The 16,762-nt window shown below is 58.0% G+C and carries 18 protein-coding genes; 7 read left to right on the plus strand and 11 right to left on the minus strand.

The annotated features are described in order from the left end of the window. Nucleotides 1-83: 83 nt before the first annotated feature. Both BI292_RS06340 and BI292_RS06345 read right to left on the minus strand, forming a co-directional pair. Nucleotides 84-443: an MmcQ/YjbR family DNA-binding protein gene (locus tag BI292_RS06340; protein ID WP_101207341.1), complete on the minus strand. Its 360-nt coding sequence runs from the start codon at nucleotides 441-443 to the stop codon at nucleotides 84-86. After that, nucleotides 440-1,348 (minus strand): LysR substrate-binding domain-containing protein, encoded by a 909-nt coding sequence (locus BI292_RS06345; protein WP_092280931.1) that lies wholly within the window; start codon nucleotides 1,346-1,348, stop codon nucleotides 440-442. Before BI292_RS06345 ends, BI292_RS06340 begins: the two co-directional genes overlap by 4 nt. A 129-nt stretch (nucleotides 1,349-1,477) precedes the next feature. On the opposite strand from BI292_RS06345, the gene BI292_RS06350 reads away from it, so the two are divergent. Continuing rightward, complete coding sequence (locus tag BI292_RS06350) at nucleotides 1,478-2,089, plus strand: FMN-dependent NADH-azoreductase (protein ID WP_101207342.1); 612 nt, start codon at nucleotides 1,478-1,480, stop codon at nucleotides 2,087-2,089. 241 nt (nucleotides 2,090-2,330) lie between these two features. Continuing rightward, a complete protein-coding gene (locus BI292_RS06355; RefSeq protein WP_101207343.1) occupies nucleotides 2,331-3,368 on the plus strand; it encodes a dienelactone hydrolase in 1,038 nt (345 codons plus the stop codon). A 99-nt stretch (nucleotides 3,369-3,467) separates the two neighbouring features. On the opposite strand, the gene BI292_RS06360 is transcribed toward BI292_RS06355, so the two are convergent. Together BI292_RS06360 and BI292_RS06365 are read right to left on the minus strand one after the other, a co-directional pair. Further along, on the minus strand, nucleotides 3,468-4,655 hold the full coding sequence (locus BI292_RS06360; protein WP_101207344.1) for an MFS transporter: 1,188 nt from the start codon (nucleotides 4,653-4,655) through the stop codon (nucleotides 3,468-3,470). Nucleotides 4,656-4,822: 167 nt separating this feature from the next. Then, nucleotides 4,823-6,412, minus strand: a complete 1,590-nt coding sequence (locus tag BI292_RS06365) for an ABC-F family ATPase (RefSeq protein WP_092280939.1) — start codon at nucleotides 6,410-6,412, stop codon at nucleotides 4,823-4,825. A gap of 481 nt (nucleotides 6,413-6,893) precedes the next feature. On the opposite strand from BI292_RS06365, the gene lpxO reads away from it, so the two are divergent. Continuing rightward, entirely contained in the window at nucleotides 6,894-7,793 is a 900-nt protein-coding gene (gene lpxO, locus BI292_RS06370) for a lipid A hydroxylase LpxO (RefSeq protein WP_101207399.1), read from the plus strand. A 124-nt stretch (nucleotides 7,794-7,917) separates the two neighbouring features. Here lpxO and ligD read toward each other — a convergent pair whose 3' ends face one another. Both ligD and BI292_RS06380 read right to left on the minus strand, forming a co-directional pair. Further along, on the minus strand, nucleotides 7,918-10,452 hold the full coding sequence (gene ligD / locus BI292_RS06375; protein WP_101207345.1) for a DNA ligase D: 2,535 nt from the start codon (nucleotides 10,450-10,452) through the stop codon (nucleotides 7,918-7,920). A gap of 34 nt (nucleotides 10,453-10,486) precedes the next feature. Next, nucleotides 10,487-11,362, minus strand: coding sequence for a Ku protein (locus tag BI292_RS06380; RefSeq protein WP_092280943.1), 876 nt, complete (start codon nucleotides 11,360-11,362; stop codon nucleotides 10,487-10,489). Nucleotides 11,363-11,567: 205 nt separating this feature from the next. Here BI292_RS06380 and BI292_RS06385 point away from each other — a divergent pair, with 205 nt between their 5' ends. Together BI292_RS06385 and BI292_RS06390 are read left to right on the plus strand one after the other, a co-directional pair. After that, a complete protein-coding gene (locus BI292_RS06385; RefSeq protein ID WP_101207346.1) occupies nucleotides 11,568-11,918 on the plus strand; it encodes a hypothetical protein in 351 nt (116 codons plus the stop codon). A 50-nt stretch (nucleotides 11,919-11,968) separates the two neighbouring features. Further along, on the plus strand, nucleotides 11,969-13,120 hold the full coding sequence (locus BI292_RS06390) for a PQQ-dependent sugar dehydrogenase (RefSeq protein ID WP_101207347.1): 1,152 nt from the start codon (nucleotides 11,969-11,971) through the stop codon (nucleotides 13,118-13,120). 18 nt (nucleotides 13,121-13,138) lie between these two features. Here the strand turns inward: BI292_RS06390 and BI292_RS06395 are convergent, their stop codons facing one another. From BI292_RS06395 to eco, 3 genes are read right to left on the minus strand one after another with little or no spacing between them, the layout of a single operon-like run. Then, complete coding sequence (locus tag BI292_RS06395; RefSeq protein WP_101207348.1) at nucleotides 13,139-13,471, minus strand: DUF2834 domain-containing protein; 333 nt, start codon at nucleotides 13,469-13,471, stop codon at nucleotides 13,139-13,141. Between the two features lie 42 nt (nucleotides 13,472-13,513). Beyond that, nucleotides 13,514-13,834, minus strand: coding sequence for an NIPSNAP family protein (locus tag BI292_RS06400; protein ID WP_101207349.1), 321 nt, complete (start codon nucleotides 13,832-13,834; stop codon nucleotides 13,514-13,516). A gap of 48 nt (nucleotides 13,835-13,882) precedes the next feature. Beyond that, nucleotides 13,883-14,365 (minus strand): serine protease inhibitor ecotin, encoded by a 483-nt coding sequence (eco, locus tag BI292_RS06405; protein WP_101207350.1) that lies wholly within the window; start codon nucleotides 14,363-14,365, stop codon nucleotides 13,883-13,885. 376 nt (nucleotides 14,366-14,741) lie between these two features. Here eco and BI292_RS06410 point away from each other — a divergent pair, with 376 nt between their 5' ends. After that, entirely contained in the window at nucleotides 14,742-15,011 is a 270-nt protein-coding gene (locus tag BI292_RS06410; RefSeq protein WP_101207351.1) for a DUF1652 domain-containing protein, read from the plus strand. On the opposite strand, the gene BI292_RS06415 is transcribed toward BI292_RS06410, so the two are convergent. Together BI292_RS06415 and BI292_RS06420 are read right to left on the minus strand one after the other, a co-directional pair. Further along, nucleotides 15,008-15,403: a hypothetical protein gene (locus BI292_RS06415; protein WP_101207352.1), complete on the minus strand. Its 396-nt coding sequence runs from the start codon at nucleotides 15,401-15,403 to the stop codon at nucleotides 15,008-15,010. The genes BI292_RS06410 and BI292_RS06415 overlap by 4 nt on opposite strands. Before the next feature lie 91 nt (nucleotides 15,404-15,494). After that, entirely contained in the window at nucleotides 15,495-15,764 is a 270-nt protein-coding gene (locus BI292_RS06420; RefSeq protein WP_101207353.1) for a DUF2790 domain-containing protein, read from the minus strand. Between the two features lie 512 nt (nucleotides 15,765-16,276). On the opposite strand from BI292_RS06420, the gene BI292_RS06430 reads away from it, so the two are divergent. Next, entirely contained in the window at nucleotides 16,277-16,573 is a 297-nt protein-coding gene (locus BI292_RS06430; RefSeq protein WP_101207355.1) for a hypothetical protein, read from the plus strand. Nucleotides 16,574-16,762 lie beyond the last annotated feature (189 nt).

Consider the following 16,762-nt stretch of genomic DNA (forward strand, 5'->3'; position numbering starts at 1 on the left):
CTCAGGTTTGACGACTGCTGCGCAGCCGAACGCAGGCTTCGCCAGCTGCTACAGGGGGGCGAGTTGCTGCAAAAGTGGTGTCGTTACAGGAGTAACCCAACCCGCGTGCGCTTGGGCAATTTGCTCACTACCAATTGGTGCGAGCGTTGCAGCAAGGCTTGCAGTTCTTCGGCGCCCAGCGGGTAGGGCGGTTGCATGATGATCCATTGCGCCCGGGCCAGGTACGGCGCCGGGTGGATGCCCGGGCGGTCGCAATGGCCGAGGAACAAGTCCTTGTCGACCTTGAATGCCAGGGAGTCGCCGCGCAGGTTTTGCAACGCGAACATCTTGTTGCCAGCAATCGAGAACACGCGCACGCCGCCCCACTTGTAATCCTCGCGAGCGCCGGGCAGCGCCAGGCAAAACTCGGCGACGTCTGCTTCGCTCATGCGTCCAGCCTTCATATCAATCGGTCCCCGCAAGCATTGAAAGATTCGATCAAATGGTCGAGCCAGGCGCGCACCGCCGGCATCACCCCGCGCCGATGAGGGTAGACCGCTTGCAGCCAACCGCCCGGCGGTGACCACTGCGGCAACAGCCGAATCAGCGAGCCGTTGGCGATTTCTTCCTCGCAATACAACATCGGCAGCACGGTGAAACCCTGGCCGGCGAGGGCGCAGGCCTTGCGCACAATAAAGTCGTCGATCCCCAGCCGCGCTTCCAGCGCCATATCGCAGCTTTTGCCCTGCTGATCGAGCAAGCGGATATGCACCATGCGATCCGGTTCCAGCGCGCCGAGGATCGGCAAACCCTTCAGATCATCCGGATGATTGATCTCGCGTCCCTGCAGAAACGCCGGGCTGGCGACCAACAGCGTTTGCGCCTGACGCAAGCGTCGAGTCACCAGCAACGGATCTTCATCGCCCAGCTCGCGGACGCGCAGAGCGACATCAACGCCTTCGTTGACCAGATCGACGCGGCGGTTGAGCAACAAGACTTCGAGCTGCACCTGCGGGTATTTTTCGAGAAAGTCGCTGATCACCGTCGGCAATATTTCATGCGCCAGCCCCACCGGGCACGACACACGCAATCGCCCGCGCGGCTCGCTGGACATGCTCGCTACCGCTTCGTCGGCCATTTCCGCTTCCAGCAACATGGCCTGGCAGTGACGCAAATAGCGTTCGCCGACCGCCGTGAGCTTGAGTTGGCGCGTGGTGCGCTGCAGCAAACGCGCGCCGAGGCGTTCTTCCAGTTCGGCAATCCGCCGCGACAGCCGCGACTTGGGAATCCCCAACAAACGCCCGGCCGCCGCGAATCCACCGGCCTCGACGACTTTGGCGAAATAGTAGAGGTCATTCAAATCTTGCATGGTTTGCGCTCGACTGTTCTATCAGTGGGACGAACTATCGCATTGTTGCGGGCTAATCAGCTATTGGATTGATCTGTAGCATCACCGCCATCAGATCGCCCGGTGGCGGTCCTCACTTGGAGATCACTTATGAAACTGTTGCATATCGATTCGAGCATTTTGGGTGACAACTCGGCTTCCCGTCAGTTGAGCGGCGAAGTGGTCAAAGCCTGGCAAGCGGCCGACGCCTCTGCCGTGGTGACTTACCGTGACCTCGCTGCCGACGCCATCAGCCACTTCTCCGCCACCACCCTGGTCGCCGCTGGCACCACCGCCGAACTGCGCAACGCTGCACAACAACACGAAGCCGAACTGAGCGCATCGACCCTGGCCGAATTCCTCGCCGCCGATGCCGTGGTGATTGCCGCGCCGATGTACAACTTCACCATTCCCACCCAACTCAAAGCCTGGATCGACCGCATCGCCGTCGCCGGCCAGACGTTCCGTTACACCGAAGCCGGTCCGGAAGGCCTGTGCGCTGGCAAGAAACTGGTGATCGTCTCGACGTCGGGCGGCCTGCACGTCGGTCAGGCCAGCGGTGTAGCGCACGAAGATTACTTGAAATTGTTGTTCGGTTTCCTCGGCATCACTGACATCGAATTCGTCCGCGCCCACGGTTTGGCTTACGGCGAAGAAGTGCGCAGCAAAGCCCTGAGCGATGCGCACACGCAGATCAGCGAGCAACTGTTTGCCGCAGCGTAAAAAATAGATAAAGCCCGAAGCAGCACCTGAAAAACTCTGTATTCTGATTGTGGAAATGATCAGTTACAGAGTTTTTTTGTGTTTGATCATTTTTCATGTTGTGGCCCAGGTTATGCAAACGAGGCGTTACGATCCCGTCGCACAATGACCTTGACCGCCGCAAACACTGGCACAAGGCTGCGTCCTCCCTGATCGGGAGCACTACGGGCTTTTCAGGCAAGCAAGAAAAGTGGGGCAGCCGATGGTGCGTCTTTGTGCAACGTTACTGATTTGCCTGCTCGGCAGCCTGAATTCAGTGCACGCCGCGCCGGGTTTGCACGCGCACTGGAGCGTCGGTTATCACGAGATAACCTTTCTCGATCCGCTGGATCTGCAACCGATGCGCGCCATCGCTTTCTACCCGTCCAGCGACACGGAGCACACCAGCAAACTCGAGGGGTACACGATCGAGGCTGGCGAAGATACCCGCGTTGCGATTGGCCGGTTTCCGATGTTGATGTTGTCCCACGGCAACGTCGGCACGCCGCTGGCGCTGCACGACCTCGCGACGTCACTGGCGCGCAAAGGTTTTGTGGTGGTCGCGGTGATTCATCCCGGCGACAACTCCAAAGACCACAGCCGCCTCGGCACCTTAAGCAATCTATATGGCCGCCCGCTGCAAATCTCCGAAGCGATTACCGCGACGCTCGGCGATGCCGCGTTGGCGCCTTTCGTCAATGCAGATCAGGTCGGGGTGATTGGTTACTCGGCGGGTGGCGAGACGGCATTGATCCTCTCGGGCGCGACGCCAGACCTCGATCGGCTGCGGCGGTATTGCCAGGAACGCCCGGATGACCGCGATGCCTGCAACACCCAAGGCGAGTTGATTGTCGACCGCGACGATCTGCAACCGGTCGCCGACCCGCGCGTGCATGCCTTGCTGTTGATGGCGCCGCTGAGCCTGAAGTTCGGTCGCCACACCTTGGCGGATGTGCATGTGCCGGTGCTGCTCTACAGCGGCGATGGCGACAAATTGGTGGCTTTCGACAAGAACGCGGTAGCGCTGGCGCGCAAACTGCCGATTGCGCCGGACTTCAAACTACTCGCGGGGGCAGGGCACTTTGTGTTCATGGCGCCGTGTAATGAAGAGCAGATCGCCGCGATGCCGGCGTTGTGTACGGACGCGGACGGCGTTGATCGCGAAGATATTCATCGCAATTTGATCTCGGAAGCGGGGCGGTTTTTCTCGCATGCGCTGGGCAAACCGAGTCGGGCGGGGATGCAAACAGCGGATCAATAAGCCTGACACAAACCCTTGTAGGAGCATGGCTTGCCCGCGATGGCGTTCCCGAAATACCATCGCGGGCAAGCCATGCTCCTACGAAGCCGACTCTGGATGTCAGGTTATTGCGCGGCGTTTCAGCAGCATCGTCAGCCCCAGCCCGGTCACCGACAACATCGCCGCACAAAAGAAAATCCACGAATACCCCATGTTCAACGCCACCGCACCCATCAGCGGCCCGGCAATCGCCAATGCCAGATCAAAGAACACCGCGTAAGCGCTCAATCCGGCGCCTCTGCTCGAATTGGGCACTTGCTTGATCGCTTCGACGCCCAGCGCCGGGTACACCAGCGACAGGCCAAACCCAGTCAGCCCGGCGCCGATCAAGGTGTAAGCCGTGGACGGTGCCAGCCATAACAGCACCAGGCCAACCGTCTCGATGGTCATGCAGGCAATCGCCGAGGTAAACCCGCCAAACCGGCTGATGCAGGAAATGAACAACAACCGCGACAGAATGAAACACACGCCAAACACCGTCAGGCAATACGCCGCACCGTCCCAGCCGCGGTTCAGGTAATACAAAGTGATAAATGTGGTGAGCGTGCCGTAGCCGATCGACGCCAGACTCAGGCTCGCACCGAACGGCGCAATCCGCCCGAACACCGCCCAAAACGGCAGGCGCTCGCCGCGCACCACCGGCACCGACGGTTTGTTGCGAATCAGCAACAGCGCGCCCAACGCCAGCACCGAAAGGACGATCCCCAGGCTTTCAAAGCCGTACTCGGCGACCATCACCACGCCCAGCGGCGCACCAATGGCGATGGCGCCGTAGGACGCGATGCCGTTCCACGAGATCGACCGCGCGGTGTGCTCGGCGCCCACTTGGCCCATGCACCAACTGATGGTGCCGACGCCAATCAAGCCTTGGGCGATCCCCAACAACAGCCGGCCGGCGATCAGGATCAACAGACTCAGCAGTGGAAAGCTTTGCAGCAAGGTCGAAAGCAAAGTCAGCAGGCCGCTCAACACAATTCCCGACAAGCCATACACAATCGCCCGTTTGGTGCCGATGCTGTCCGACATGCGCCCGGCCATCGGGCGGCTGAGCAGGGTGGCCAGGTACTGCACGCCGATGGTCAACCCGGCAATGATCGCGCTGAAACCCAGCTGTTCGTGGACATACCCCGGCAACACCGCAATCGGCAGACCGATGCAGAGAAACGCAATAAAGGTATAGAAAACGATGGAAACGATCTGCAGGGTGATCGCCATGGAGCTTTGCGGGGGCAGTTGCTGCGCAGACATGTGGGCTCTTTCGCGGGCGGCGGTGGGAGGCCTGCATCATGGCGCGGGCGCTTGGGAAAAGGAAGCAGGCTAACTATATCCTCGGTACTGATCGGCGCAAAAAAAAAGCCCCGTCACATGGACAGGGCTCTTACTTGCACCTTGCAGCTTGAAACTAATCGCTGCCCTTAGAACACAACGCCCTGGCTACGCAGGTAATCGTCGTACGTACCGCTGAAGTCGATCACGCCGCTAGGGCTGAGTTCGATAATGCGCGTGGCCAACGACGATACAAACTCACGGTCGTGGCTGACGAAGATCAGCGTGCCCGGGTAGTTCTCCAGCGCCAGGTTCAGCGCCTCGATGGATTCCATGTCCAAGTGGTTGGTCGGTTCATCCATGATCAGCACGTTCGGCTTTTGCAGGATCAGCTTGCCGAACAGCATGCGCCCTTGCTCACCACCGGAAATCACTTTGACCGACTTGAGGATCTCGTCGTTGGAAAACAGCATGCGGCCGAGGGTGCCGCGAACCATTTGCTCGCCGCCCTGGGTCCACTGGCCCATCCAGTCGAACAGGTTGCAGTCGTCTTCGAAATCGTGCGCGTGGTCCTGAGCGTAGTAGCCCAGTTCCGCCGCATCGGTCCATTTCACGGTGCCGGCATCCGGGGTCAGTTCGTTGACCAAGGTGCGCAGCAGGGTGGTTTTGCCGATACCGTTCGGGCCGATGATCGCAACGCGCTCGCCAGCTTCAACCTGGAAGCTGAAGTCCTTGAACAGCGTCTTGCCGTCGAAGCCTTTGGCCATGCGCTCGACGATGACCGCCTGGCGGTGCAGTTTTTTGTTCTGCTCGAAACGAATGAACGGGCTGACGCGGCTCGAAGGCTTGACCTCGGCCAGCTGGATCTTGTCGATCGCCTTGGCACGGGAGGTCGCTTGCTTGGCTTTCGAGGCGTTGGCCGAGAAACGGCTGACGAACGATTGCAGCTCGGAAATCTGCGCTTTCTTCTTGGCGTTGTCCGACAGCAATTGCTCGCGGGACTGGGTCGCCACGGTCATGTACTCGTCGTAGTTGCCCGGGAACAGACGCAACTCGCCGTAATCCAGGTCAGCCATGTGCGTGCACACGCTGTTCAGGAAGTGACGGTCGTGAGAGATGATGATCATCAGGCTGGAACGCTGGGTCAGGATGTTTTCCAGCCAGCGAATAGTATTGATGTCCAAGTGGTTGGTCGGTTCGTCGAGCAACAGCACTTCAGGATCGGAAAACAGCGCCTGCGCCAGCAATACACGCAGTTTCCAGCCTGGGGAAACTTCGCTCATCGGGCCGAAGTGCTGCTCGATGCCGATACCCAGGCCCAGCAACAATTCGCCGGCGCGGGATTCGGCGGTGTAGCCGTCCATCTCGGCGAACTCGGTTTCCAGCTCGGCCACGGCCATGCCGTCTTCTTCAGTCATTTCCGGCAGCGAGTAGATGCGATCGCGCTCAGCCTTGACCTTCCACAGCTCTTCGTGACCCATGATCACGGTGTCGATCACGGTGAATTCTTCGTAGGCGAACTGGTCCTGGCGCAATTTACCCAGACGCACGTTCGGCTCGAGCATGACTTGGCCGCCGGACGGCTCGAGGTCGTTACCGAGGATTTTCATGAAGGTCGACTTGCCGCAACCGTTGGCGCCGATCAGGCCATAACGGTTGCCCGCGGCGAACTTGACCGAAACGTTCTCGAATAACGGCTTGGCGCCGAACTGCATCGTGATGTTAGCTGTAGAAATCAAAGGTTTTTCCTGCGAAGCATTCAGAGTAGCTAGGGGTGCGGCAGTACCGATTCAGTACCCGGTTCCGGGATTCAGGCCACGGGAAATACATCCCGGTCAGAAGCGGAAGGTCCATCTGGCAATAAGTGGACAGCAGCAATGGAGCGCTTGGCCCGAGTCAAAGTGCGCTGAGGCGGGATCGTTCCCGTCATCAACCAAGGGGGGCGCGTAATGTTTGGCGGCGATTGTACTGGTCTGGCTCTTTAAACGATAGGGCGTTGAGGCCGCACGGGCACTTTGGCAGTACCAGCGGACACTTTTTAACAGTTGTTCGTTAACTCTTGGTTACAAAGTGTGGCTAAAATGCCATCTCTCATCCCAATGCCATGCTGGCATTCGCTCAAGGACGCGCCTTCGGGACTGCTCTTTCGATCCAGACACTGCGCCACTCCGCTTGGCCGGCACCGCGCAGATTGTTCACCCCTGACGTGTGACGATTGCCGTGAAACTGATTATTGCCGCTATTTATGTTGTCTCCATTGCGTATGTTCACCTGCGCGGTCGCGTACGCCATAAGTTGGGCCGCCAGCTCAGCGATCACTCGACGTTTCTCGCGCCGATCAATTGCTTCCTTTATATGTTCTCGAAAATTTCCAGCCGACCGTACCTCGACCCGGCGCAATTTCCCGACCTCAGTCCGCTGCAAGCTCACTGGCAGGAAATTCGCGAAGAAGGGCAGAACCTGCTGCGCGCCGGTGAAATCAAGCGTTCCGATCAGTACAACGACGTCGGTTTTAATTCGTTTTTCAAAAGTGGTTGGAAACGTTTCTATCTGAAGTGGTACGGCGACAGCCATCCTTCAGCCGAGAAGCTCTGCCCGCGCACCACCGAACTGGTGAAAAGCATCGGCTCGATCAAAGCTGCGATGTTCGCCGAACTGCCACCGGGCTCGAAACTGGTGCGCCACCGCGACCCGTATGCCGGCTCGTACCGTTACCATTTGGGCCTGGAAACGCCGAACAGCGCTGGTTGCTACATCAACGTCGATGGCGAGAATTACCATTGGCGCGACGGTGAAGCGGTGATCTTCGATGAAACCTTCATTCACTACGCCGAAAACACCACTGACCAGAACCGCATCATCCTGTTTTGCGACGTTGAGCGGCCGATGAGATATCGCTGGGCGGCGGCGTTTAACCGTTGGTTCAGCCGCAATGTCATGTCGGCGGCGGGTGCGCCGAATGATGCGGGCGACAAGACCGGCGGCATTAATCGTCTGTTCGCGAAGATCTACAAAATTCGCCTGCGCGGCAAGCAATTGAAGAAACGTAACCGTGCGCGGTATTACCTGGAGAAATGGGCGATTTTCGGCGGGTTGCTGGCGATTTTTGTGTTGATCTGATTGATGCAGCGAAGCTGCGGCCGCCATCGCGAGCAAGCCCGCTCCGACAGGGATTTACGCACGCCATAGATCCCCTGTGGGAGCGAGCTTGCTCGCGATGAGGCAATCACTCTCACTACAACCTTTAAGGCTTCTGGGCCCCCAACTGCTTCCACATCTTCGCCGTGATCTTCTGCCGATTCGCGTATCCCTTCCACGGATCAGCCTTCAACCCCTGCAAACGCTCAAGCAAATTGGCCACCGTCCATTCCTGCGAGCCTTGAATTTTTGTTAACTCGTCTCGCGTAATCGGTACCGACACCGGCAATCCCGGCCGTGCCCGGACCGAATACGCCGCCACCGTACTGGCCCCGCGCGTGTTGCGCAGGTAATCGACGAAAATCTTGCCGACCCGGTTCTTCGGGCCCATGGTCGCGGTAATCCGTTCCGGCAATTGCTGCGCCATGAACTGAGCGATGGCTTTGGCGAACGCTTTGACCGTATCCCAATCTTCCTTGCGCGCCAGTGGCACGATCACGTGCATGCCTTTGCCGCCGCTGGTTTTCAGAAAGGCGTCGAGGCCGATTTCATCCAGCACCGACAGCGTCAGTTGCGTGGCCTCGACCATGCTTTTCCACGGCAGCGCCGGGTCGGGATCGAGGTCAAGCACGAACAAATCCGGCGTTTCGATCTTGTTGTGCGTGCCGCCCCAAGTGTGCAGCTCGATGGTGCCCATTTGCGCCGCACCGATCAGCGCCTGCACGCTGTCGATTTCCATCAGTCGCGCGTGCCCGAGGTCAATTTTCGGGTCCAGGTGCTTGATGTTGGGGATCGCCAGGCGTTCGGCGTGCTTCTGGAAAAACTGTTCGCCCTCGACGCCTTCCGGCGCGCGCAATAAGGCGACAGGCCGATCTTCCAAAAACGGCAGAATCCATTGGCTGATGCTTTCGTAGAACTGTGCCAATTGCAGCTTTTGCGTGCCGCTCTCTTTATCAATCACCCGCTCAGGATGGGTGATTTTTACACCAGCGACATTCGCGTCTTTGCTGGCGGTCTTCTTTTCGCTCACGGGTTTGTTCGCCTTCGGTGACTGTGGCAATTCACGAACAATTTCCTTCGCCGGTTTGTCCGTGCGCATGGCGATAAACGCCGCTTGGCGCACCAAACCCTCGCGGGTCCACTCGGCAAACTCGACCTCGCACACCTGCGTCGGCTCGACCCAATGCACGCCTTTGGCTTGTGCCGTGGTCAGTGATTTGCCCAGCGGCGAAGATTTACGTTGAAGCTCCTGCAATTGCCCATGAAACAACTTGAGATCGGCCTGATTAAAGCCAGTGCCGACGCGCCCGGCATACACCAAGCCTTTATCGTCGTAAACGCCCAGCAACAGCGCGCCAAAACCGCTGCGCGAACCTTGTGGCGCGGTGTAGCCAATGATCACGAATTCCTGGCGCAAACGGCATTTGAGCTTGATCCAGTCCGGACTGCGCTTGGACACATACAGGCTGCCGGCACGTTTGCCGATCACGCCTTCGAGCGACAATGCGGAGGCACTCTCGACAATGTCCTGATGCTTGGCGGTGAAAGCTTCGGAGAACCGCATTAACTGCCGAGACTTGCGCCCGAGGGCTTTTTTCAACGCGGCTCGCCGATCCTCGACGGGCAACTCACGCTGGTCGACGCCTTGCAGGAATGGCGCGTCGAACACGTAATAAATGATGTCGACCGAGCGACCAATTTCGAAAGCATTCTGCAACGCCTGAAAATCCGGGAAGCCTTTGTCGTTCAGCACTACCATTTCGCCATCGAGCCAGCTGCCGTCAAGCTTCATATCGGCCAAGGCCTTGGCATGCAGCGGCAATTTGGCGGTCCAGTCGTTGCCGTTACGGGTCAGCAATCGGATTTCGCCGTCGTCGATACGTGCGAGGATGCGATAACCGTCGAACTTGATTTCGTACAGCCATTCACCCGGCGGGGCCTTTTCCATCAGCGTAGCGAGCTGCGGGGTGAATTTCTCCGGGAGAGCGACGGGTTTGGTAGTTTTTGGTTTTTTCGCGGACTTGCTGGTCTTGCTCGTCTTACTGCTTTTGGCCTTGGCTTTTTTGTCGCCAACTGTGGCATCGCTTATGACGCTTTTGGGCAACTCGGCGACCACGTCATATTCATCAATGGGGCGCGCTTGCTGATCCTTTTCCTTGATCAGCAGCCATTGCTGCTTGTCGCTGCTGCCACGCAAGTGTGTACGAACCAACGCCCAATCGCCCGAGAGCTTTTCGCCGATCAGGGTGAATTTCAACTTGCCAGCCTTATACGTTTCCTGCGGATCGCCTATTGGTTGCCAGACTCCGTGATCCCAGACAATCACATCCCCAGCGCCATACTGGCCTTCGGGGATGCTGCCCTCGAACGTGCCGTAACTGATCGGATGATCCTCGACGTGCACTGCCAGACGCTTTTGCGACGGGTCAAGGCTCGGTCCCTTGGGCACCGCCCAACTTTTCAGCGTGCCGTCCAACTCCAGGCGAAAGTCGTAATGCAGGTTGCGTGCATCATGTTTCTGAATCACGAAACGCAACGCCGAGGCGGCTTTTTTGCCGCGTTTCGCCGGCGCCGATTCAGGCGGCTCGGACGTCACCTCAAAGTTGCGTTTACGCGTGTATTCACTCACCGGTTTAGCCATGGCCGACTACCTTGTGCTGCGAGCTCAGCGGCAGTCAGCCGCGAGAACTCTTCGTGGCTTTTTTCGCCGGGGCCGCTTTGGCCGCGGTTTTACGAGGTTTGGCTGCAGGCTTGCTCGGCGCCTTGCCGCCCAGGCTGCGTTTCAGCAATTCGGTCAAATCGATGACATCAGCGGTTTTGCGTTCCTCCTCGCCAGTCGCACTCTCGACATCCTCAATCTTGCCTTCGTTGGCCTTGCGCTCAACCAGCGCCATGATCTTGTCTTCAAAACTGTCGCGGTAATCCTCGGGTTTCCAGTCGGCACTCATGTCCTCGACTAGGCGCTTGGCCATCTCCAACTCGCCTTTGGCCAGCTCGGGTTTGGTCACCTCGCTACCAAGCTCCAGTTCATCCAGACCGCGCACTTCCGCTGGCCAGCGGAGCATCACCAGAACCATCGCCGACTCCAGCGGCATCAACGCCGCCAAGTGCTGGCGGGTATGCAGTACAACGTGGGCGAGGGCGACTTTTTTGGTTTTGCTCAAGGTTTCACGCAGCAGGGCGTAGACCTTGCCACCGCGTTTGTCCGGCGCCAAGTAGTAGGGTGTGTCGATGTTTTGCAGAGGGATCTGCTCACTGTCAACAAAGGCAAAGATATCAATGGTCTGCGTCGAAACCGGGTGCGCTGAACGAATTTCTTCCTCGCTGAGCACCACGTAACGGCCCTTTTCGTAGGCCACGCCTTTGACGATGTTTTCCTTGGTGACTTCTTTGCCGGTAACTTTATTCACGCGCTTGTAGCCCACCGGGTCCATGCTGCGGCTATCGAGCCAGTCGAAATCCACGCCGTGATGGGACGTGGCCGACACCAGTGCCACAGGGATGTGGACCAAGCCGAAACTGATTGCGCCTTTCCATATTGCTCGGGCCATCGTCGTCTACTCGTCAAGTGATGATCAGGTGACCCGCGGCTTCGCGCAAAAGTTTCAGCGGTTTGCGCCCCGGCCCTGCGGGGAGATAAGCGGCACGGTAAACGGGTGTTACATCTGTGACGGAGGTTTCAGTTAACAAATGCGAACCTCGGGCGTAGCGTGGCATCAGAAGATTCTGACCCCGTAGCCCTTAGAGAGGCTCTCCATGAACAGATTAATGCTGGGTTGCGCCCTGTTGGCCTTGAGCGGACTGCTCGGCCCGATGGCGCAAGCCGATACCTCACGCTCCTCGTTGTTACTGGCGCAGAGCCCGACGGGCGTCAATAACAATCCTTACAACAGCCCGACGCGCCGGGCCAATCCAAACAGCATGCAGGGCACACAGCCCAATACTCCTGAAACTCGCCAGCCGACGTTCGCTCCGGCGCCGCGTCCTCCGACCCTGCAAAACGGCGGCATCGGTAATGGCTATCCGCAGCAAAGGTCGGTGCCAAGCACACCGCCCAAATTCATTCCAAACCCGCCACCCCGCGACTCGGGCAGCAGCAACCGTTGAACGGCAGGCCTGAGTCCTGTCAGCCATTCGAACGACAAAAGGAATCGTGAATGTTGCGTAAAACCCTTCTGGCCACCTTCTGCGCCAGCGCACTGATCACCGCCGCAGCGCCTGTTTTCGCGGCGTCCACTCAGGAACTCAAAAGCGAGCAGGGCACGCTTGAAGTCACGGCAATCACCAAAGGCCTGGAACATCCGTGGGCCTTGGCATTTTTGCCCGATCGCCAAGGCATGCTGGTGACCGAGCGGCCCGGCAATCTGCGAGTGGTTACCGCCGATGGCAAACGCTCGGCGCCGATCAGCGGCGTTCCGACCGTGTGGGCCAAAGGGCAGGGTGGTTTGCTTGATGTGGTGTTGTCGCCGGACTTCAAACAGGACCGCATGGTTTATCTGTCCTACGCCGAAGGGGGTGGCGCGGGTGACAAGGCTGGCACGGCAGTTGGCCGCGGGCGCTTGTCGGAAGACATGAAAACGCTCAAGGATTTCAAAGTGATTTTCCGCCAGGAGCCGAAGCTTTCGGTCGGCAATCACTTCGGCTCGCGGCTGGTGTTTGACCGCGACGGGTATCTGTTCATTGCGCTGGGTGAAAACAACGACCGGCCAACCGCGCAGGATCTCGACAAACTCCAGGGCAAAGTCGTGCGGATTTACCCGGACGGCAAAGTGCCGGATGACAATCCGTTTGTCGGTCAGTCCGGCGTGCGCCCGGAGATCTGGTCCTACGGCCATCGCAACCCGCAGGGCGCAGCGCTCAATCCGTGGAGCGGCACGCTCTGGGAGAACGAGCACGGGCCCAAGGGCGGTGATGAAATCAACGTCGTCGAGCGCGGCAAGAATTACGGCTGGCCGACCGCCACTCACGGCATCAACTATTCCGGCCAACCGATCCCGGAAGCCTCGGGCAAGACTGCCGAGGGCACTGTGCAGCCCCACCATGTGTGGGAAGTTTCGCCCGGCATCAGCGGTATGGCGTTCTACGATGCCGACCGCTTCAAACCTTGGCAGCACAACGTGTTCATCGGCGCGCTGGTCAGTCAGGAACTGATCCGGTTGCAGTTTGATGGCGACAAGGTCGTGCATGAGGAGCGGCTAATGGGCGAACTCAAGGAACGCATTCGCGATGTGCGCCAAGGTCCGGACGGCTACATCTATGTACTGACAGACGAAAAAGACGGGACCTTGTACAAAGTCGGCCTGAAATAGCTGCTGGGTGAAAGGGTCTCACGAGGTTGGCGCAGGCACCGTCCTGCGCCGATCTTTCAGACCTCGCACCACCAGATACAGCAGCGGCCCGATCGAGACGAAGACAGCGGTGATCAACAGATAGGGGATCACCGACAGTGCGGACTGCCCTCGCTTGCGGGCATCGTGGTACATCCAGATACCGGCCATCGTGGCTAGCAGGTAAAGGTCAATCACCACTTGTGCGGTATCTGGCCGCGACATCAGGCTAATACCGAAGTCGATCAGTGACTGCTCCGCTCGGAGCATGACTGATACGGTGTAGGCCGCGAACGCGATCAGGGCAATCAGGGGGAGGGCGACAGTCTTCATGGTTTCCTTCCTTGGAGAAGATGAGCAGTAGCGGTCACCCGGCTAGCTCTGTGGTATCTGCGGCAGCATCGGGCGCAGGAACGTCCGTTCGTAGCTGACGATGAATTTTTTCTCGAGTAGCGACGCGACCAGCGCCGTGCTTTGCGCGTCAGTCATGGCGATGTGGCGGTAACTTTCGTAGTCGGCCAGCGAAGGGAAACTGAACAGGCAGTACGCAATGTTGCTGGCGCCTTCGGACGGCAGGAAGTAGCCATGGTGAGTGCCGCCCAGTCGCTCGACGATACCGAGCCAGGCTTCGGCGTATTCTTCGAATTCACTGAGTTGGTAAGGATCGATCACATATCTGACGTGGCAGGTAATCAAATGGCAGCTCCTCGGAATCGCATTGGGCGTACAGGTCCTGGCGCTGGGCTATTCCTGCACAGCCTTTTCGACTTTGCTCGACGCCGACCATATCCGATAACGAACCTCGACATCCTTGGGGACATAAAGAACGATCGGCAACTTACTGTTATAGCGCAGCAGGAAGCCATCGCCGACCACCGGCACAAAGTCTTTTCGGGATTTGCCATCAGGGCAGGCCATCATCGTGCTCATCGGCCCGATAACTTTATCCAGTCGATAAAACGGATAACCCCAACCTTCCAGATTCTTTTCCTCGAGAATTCCGCCCAGACGCTGGCGGTTGCAGTCGACGGTCAGCGTCTTGCCGGCCAGAATTTCGACTTGAAACGCGTCTTCCTGGGTTTGTGGCGCCAAGTGGATGACTTGGCGGGTGTAGCCGCTCTCAGGTTTGGGGAAGGGTGCTGTCTCTTCGAGTTTCGCGGCGTGCGCGGTGGAGGATAGCCCGGCGATTATCAGGCCGATTGTCGTATTAATAGTCGAAGAACCCATGTTGCCTCCTTGCGATTGACTACGGTTAGCGGAAACCTAGGGTCGCATTCTTACCGCCGTTCATCGCTAATGCAACCCGCCTCCATGTTTGCAAATTGCAGTGCTCCTGAGGGTGTTTATTGCAAATTGCATGACATTGAATTGCTGGCCTGCTGGCTAAACCGTTGATTTGCCGACGAGGGGCGAAGCAAAAGTTTGGGCATGTTTTATGCTGTAGATGTTCTTAAGCTGACCGGCGATTTGAAGAGTCAGCGTCGGAAGAAAGAGAGCGGTCAGAAAATGGAATGCGTCAACCCGCACGGATGAGCAACGGGTTATTCCAACACCGACCGATAATTATGTTGATTGGCAGTCTCACATTAAGGAGAGGGTCGCCATGTTTTTATCTGCCCTGGAACTACGCAATATCATTGAGAGCAGCTTCCTGCCGAAGCGCTGTCAGTGCAGCTTATCCCCTGATTTGACCATGACTGTAAAAGTGTATGCCGATAACCAAACCGATCACGTTGACCTTCTGGTAACGGGTATTAACGCCAAGCGTTTGACCGGCTGCCGAGAAATCAATGACTTGATCGCCGAGCTCCGCTCGGATATCCAGCACAGGGCCGAATTTCGACCGCTGCATCTGGATCGCAAAGCGATTTAAGCACTCGTTTCAAGTTCTACCGAGACGCGCCGGGTCTGGACAAACCCCAGACCCAGCGTCAGCTCAACCACAACTGCCAGCAAGATTCCTGGGCCGGCATGGCCATTCAGCCATTCGCCGAAACCTAATATTGCCAAGCCCCAGCATCCGACGATGAAACCGTTGCTCAAGGCATTTCGGGAAACTGACGGCGCTTCGTTGCGAACCAGATAAAAGATCACTCCCAGAGCCGCGAACAATACCGCCCCGCGTCGCGCCACCAATCCCGCCGCTGACGAATATTCGACATCCCAAATCGCCAGCAGCCGGTCCGGCATTAAGCCCCAAATCAGCGCCAGTGCGAAACACAGCACGGCGGTGAACGTCGATAACGTGCGAAACGATAACTGCATGGCGAATCCTTGCGGCAGTGAGGGAGGCGCCCAGAGCATAGCGCCGCTGCCCTCGTCTTGAAACCGCAAAAAACCAAATCAGAAACATCTGTCAGTTTTGATAACTGCACGCGTCAGACAATTTCCGATAACTGATTTGAGCAGGCTTGCCCGAGACGCTATCGATGTATTTCATGTCAGCAGTCACCACTTTGCAGTCCAGCGTCGCCGGCTCATTCAAGGCAATCACCTTGCCGACGTGCAGCGGCAAACCGTACTGGTAGGGCACGGCTTGAGTGGCTGAAGTGTCGTTGGCTTGAGCCAGCCCGGCGAATGCGGTGCAGGCGAGGGCGGTAGTGAGCAGTAAAGTGCGCGCGTTCATGGAAAGTCTCCGGTGCAGGCTGAAAGTCTGCTCGGCGCAGGAGGCGCCGAACCTGCCGCACTGGGCGTCAGACGGGTCTGAGGGCGTGCGGTCCAGTAAAGGTTTGGACCGCAGCGTTAAGCGATGGTTAAACCGAGCGTATGCCACCGGTCGTGAGGGGAATTCTGACAGGGGTTTCATCTGGGCAAAGAAACTGCGCGAGTTGAGGAGTGTTCCTACAAGGCACGACGCCTTGTCCGCTTTCGGTGGCTGGGATGGAAGGATTATTGTTTGGCCTCGCTGCAAAATCAGCGAACAGGTTTGGTCACCTGATGCCATCGCACAGATTTGTGCCATCATTCGCGGCGCGGACTTCTTAGTCTTCGTAGTGCGTTGCAATGGCGGCTGTGTGCTGGACGCCTCCGGGCGAACCGATTTGATGGTGTCGGTTGACCAAGCCTGTACACAGCCGCCTCCCATCGTTTGGTCACGGTGTCAGCGGTTTCCCAAACCAATCATCGAGTGACATCACTATGCGAACGCCTAACCCTTTTCCAGATCGCTATCGCGCAATCAAAAGCAGCGCTACCGACTCAAGCCCCATGGTCATCGACACCCAGGCCGATCCCCATGACCTGATCGAAGCCGCGCTACAGCGCAATCGTGCATCCGCCAATTTGCTGGAAACGCTTCACTGCATGAGCTTCAAAGACGCAGACGTCCAAGACATTCCCCACATAACCCACGCGCTCTATCTGCTCACGCAGGACGGCTGCGACTTGTTGCAAGTGGCGCAGCAGCGGATGTTGGGGTGGAAGGCGCCGGTCTGAAGTCTGAGCAAACAAGCCTGCCCCGTGTTGGGCAGGCTCTGAGTTCTGCGCTTGCAAACTGGCAGAGGTGGGACACTGACCCAGGAACAGCTTCATGCCTTGCTCGTACTGGGCCGCGTCCATGAACTGCCATTCAATCGCATCGATTTCGAAATTCGTTCTGTAATTGATCAACAAATAACGTTACTT

This window comes from Pseudomonas sp. 43NM1, from assembly GCF_002836905.1.
Lineage (GTDB): Bacteria > Pseudomonadota > Gammaproteobacteria > Pseudomonadales > Pseudomonadaceae > Aquipseudomonas > Aquipseudomonas prosekii.

Bases quoted from the DNA above. Each gene is read 5' to 3' on its own strand.
- BI292_RS06340 (WP_101207341.1), bottom strand. From the start codon at position 443: ATGAAGGCTGGACGCATGAGCGAAGCAGACGTCGCCGAGTTTTGCCTG.
- BI292_RS06345 (WP_092280931.1), bottom strand. From the start codon at position 1,348: ATGCAAGATTTGAATGACCTCTACTATTTCGCCAAAGTCGTCGAGGCC.
- BI292_RS06350 (WP_101207342.1), top strand. From the start codon at position 1,478: ATGAAACTGTTGCATATCGATTCGAGCATTTTGGGTGACAACTCGGCT.
- BI292_RS06355 (WP_101207343.1), top strand. From the start codon at position 2,331: ATGGTGCGTCTTTGTGCAACGTTACTGATTTGCCTGCTCGGCAGCCTG.
- BI292_RS06360 (WP_101207344.1), bottom strand. From the start codon at position 4,655: ATGTCTGCGCAGCAACTGCCCCCGCAAAGCTCCATGGCGATCACCCTG.
- ligD (WP_101207345.1), bottom strand. From the start codon at position 10,452: ATGGCTAAACCGGTGAGTGAATACACGCGTAAACGCAACTTTGAGGTG.
- BI292_RS06380 (WP_092280943.1), bottom strand. From the start codon at position 11,362: ATGGCCCGAGCAATATGGAAAGGCGCAATCAGTTTCGGCTTGGTCCAC.
- BI292_RS06385 (WP_101207346.1), top strand. From the start codon at position 11,568: ATGAACAGATTAATGCTGGGTTGCGCCCTGTTGGCCTTGAGCGGACTG.
- BI292_RS06390 (WP_101207347.1), top strand. From the start codon at position 11,969: ATGTTGCGTAAAACCCTTCTGGCCACCTTCTGCGCCAGCGCACTGATC.
- BI292_RS06395 (WP_101207348.1), bottom strand. From the start codon at position 13,471: ATGAAGACTGTCGCCCTCCCCCTGATTGCCCTGATCGCGTTCGCGGCC.
- eco (WP_101207350.1), bottom strand. From the start codon at position 14,365: ATGGGTTCTTCGACTATTAATACGACAATCGGCCTGATAATCGCCGGG.
- BI292_RS06410 (WP_101207351.1), top strand. From the start codon at position 14,742: ATGTTTTTATCTGCCCTGGAACTACGCAATATCATTGAGAGCAGCTTC.
- BI292_RS06415 (WP_101207352.1), bottom strand. From the start codon at position 15,403: ATGCAGTTATCGTTTCGCACGTTATCGACGTTCACCGCCGTGCTGTGT.
- BI292_RS06420 (WP_101207353.1), bottom strand. From the start codon at position 15,764: ATGAACGCGCGCACTTTACTGCTCACTACCGCCCTCGCCTGCACCGCA.
- BI292_RS06430 (WP_101207355.1), top strand. From the start codon at position 16,277: ATGCGAACGCCTAACCCTTTTCCAGATCGCTATCGCGCAATCAAAAGC.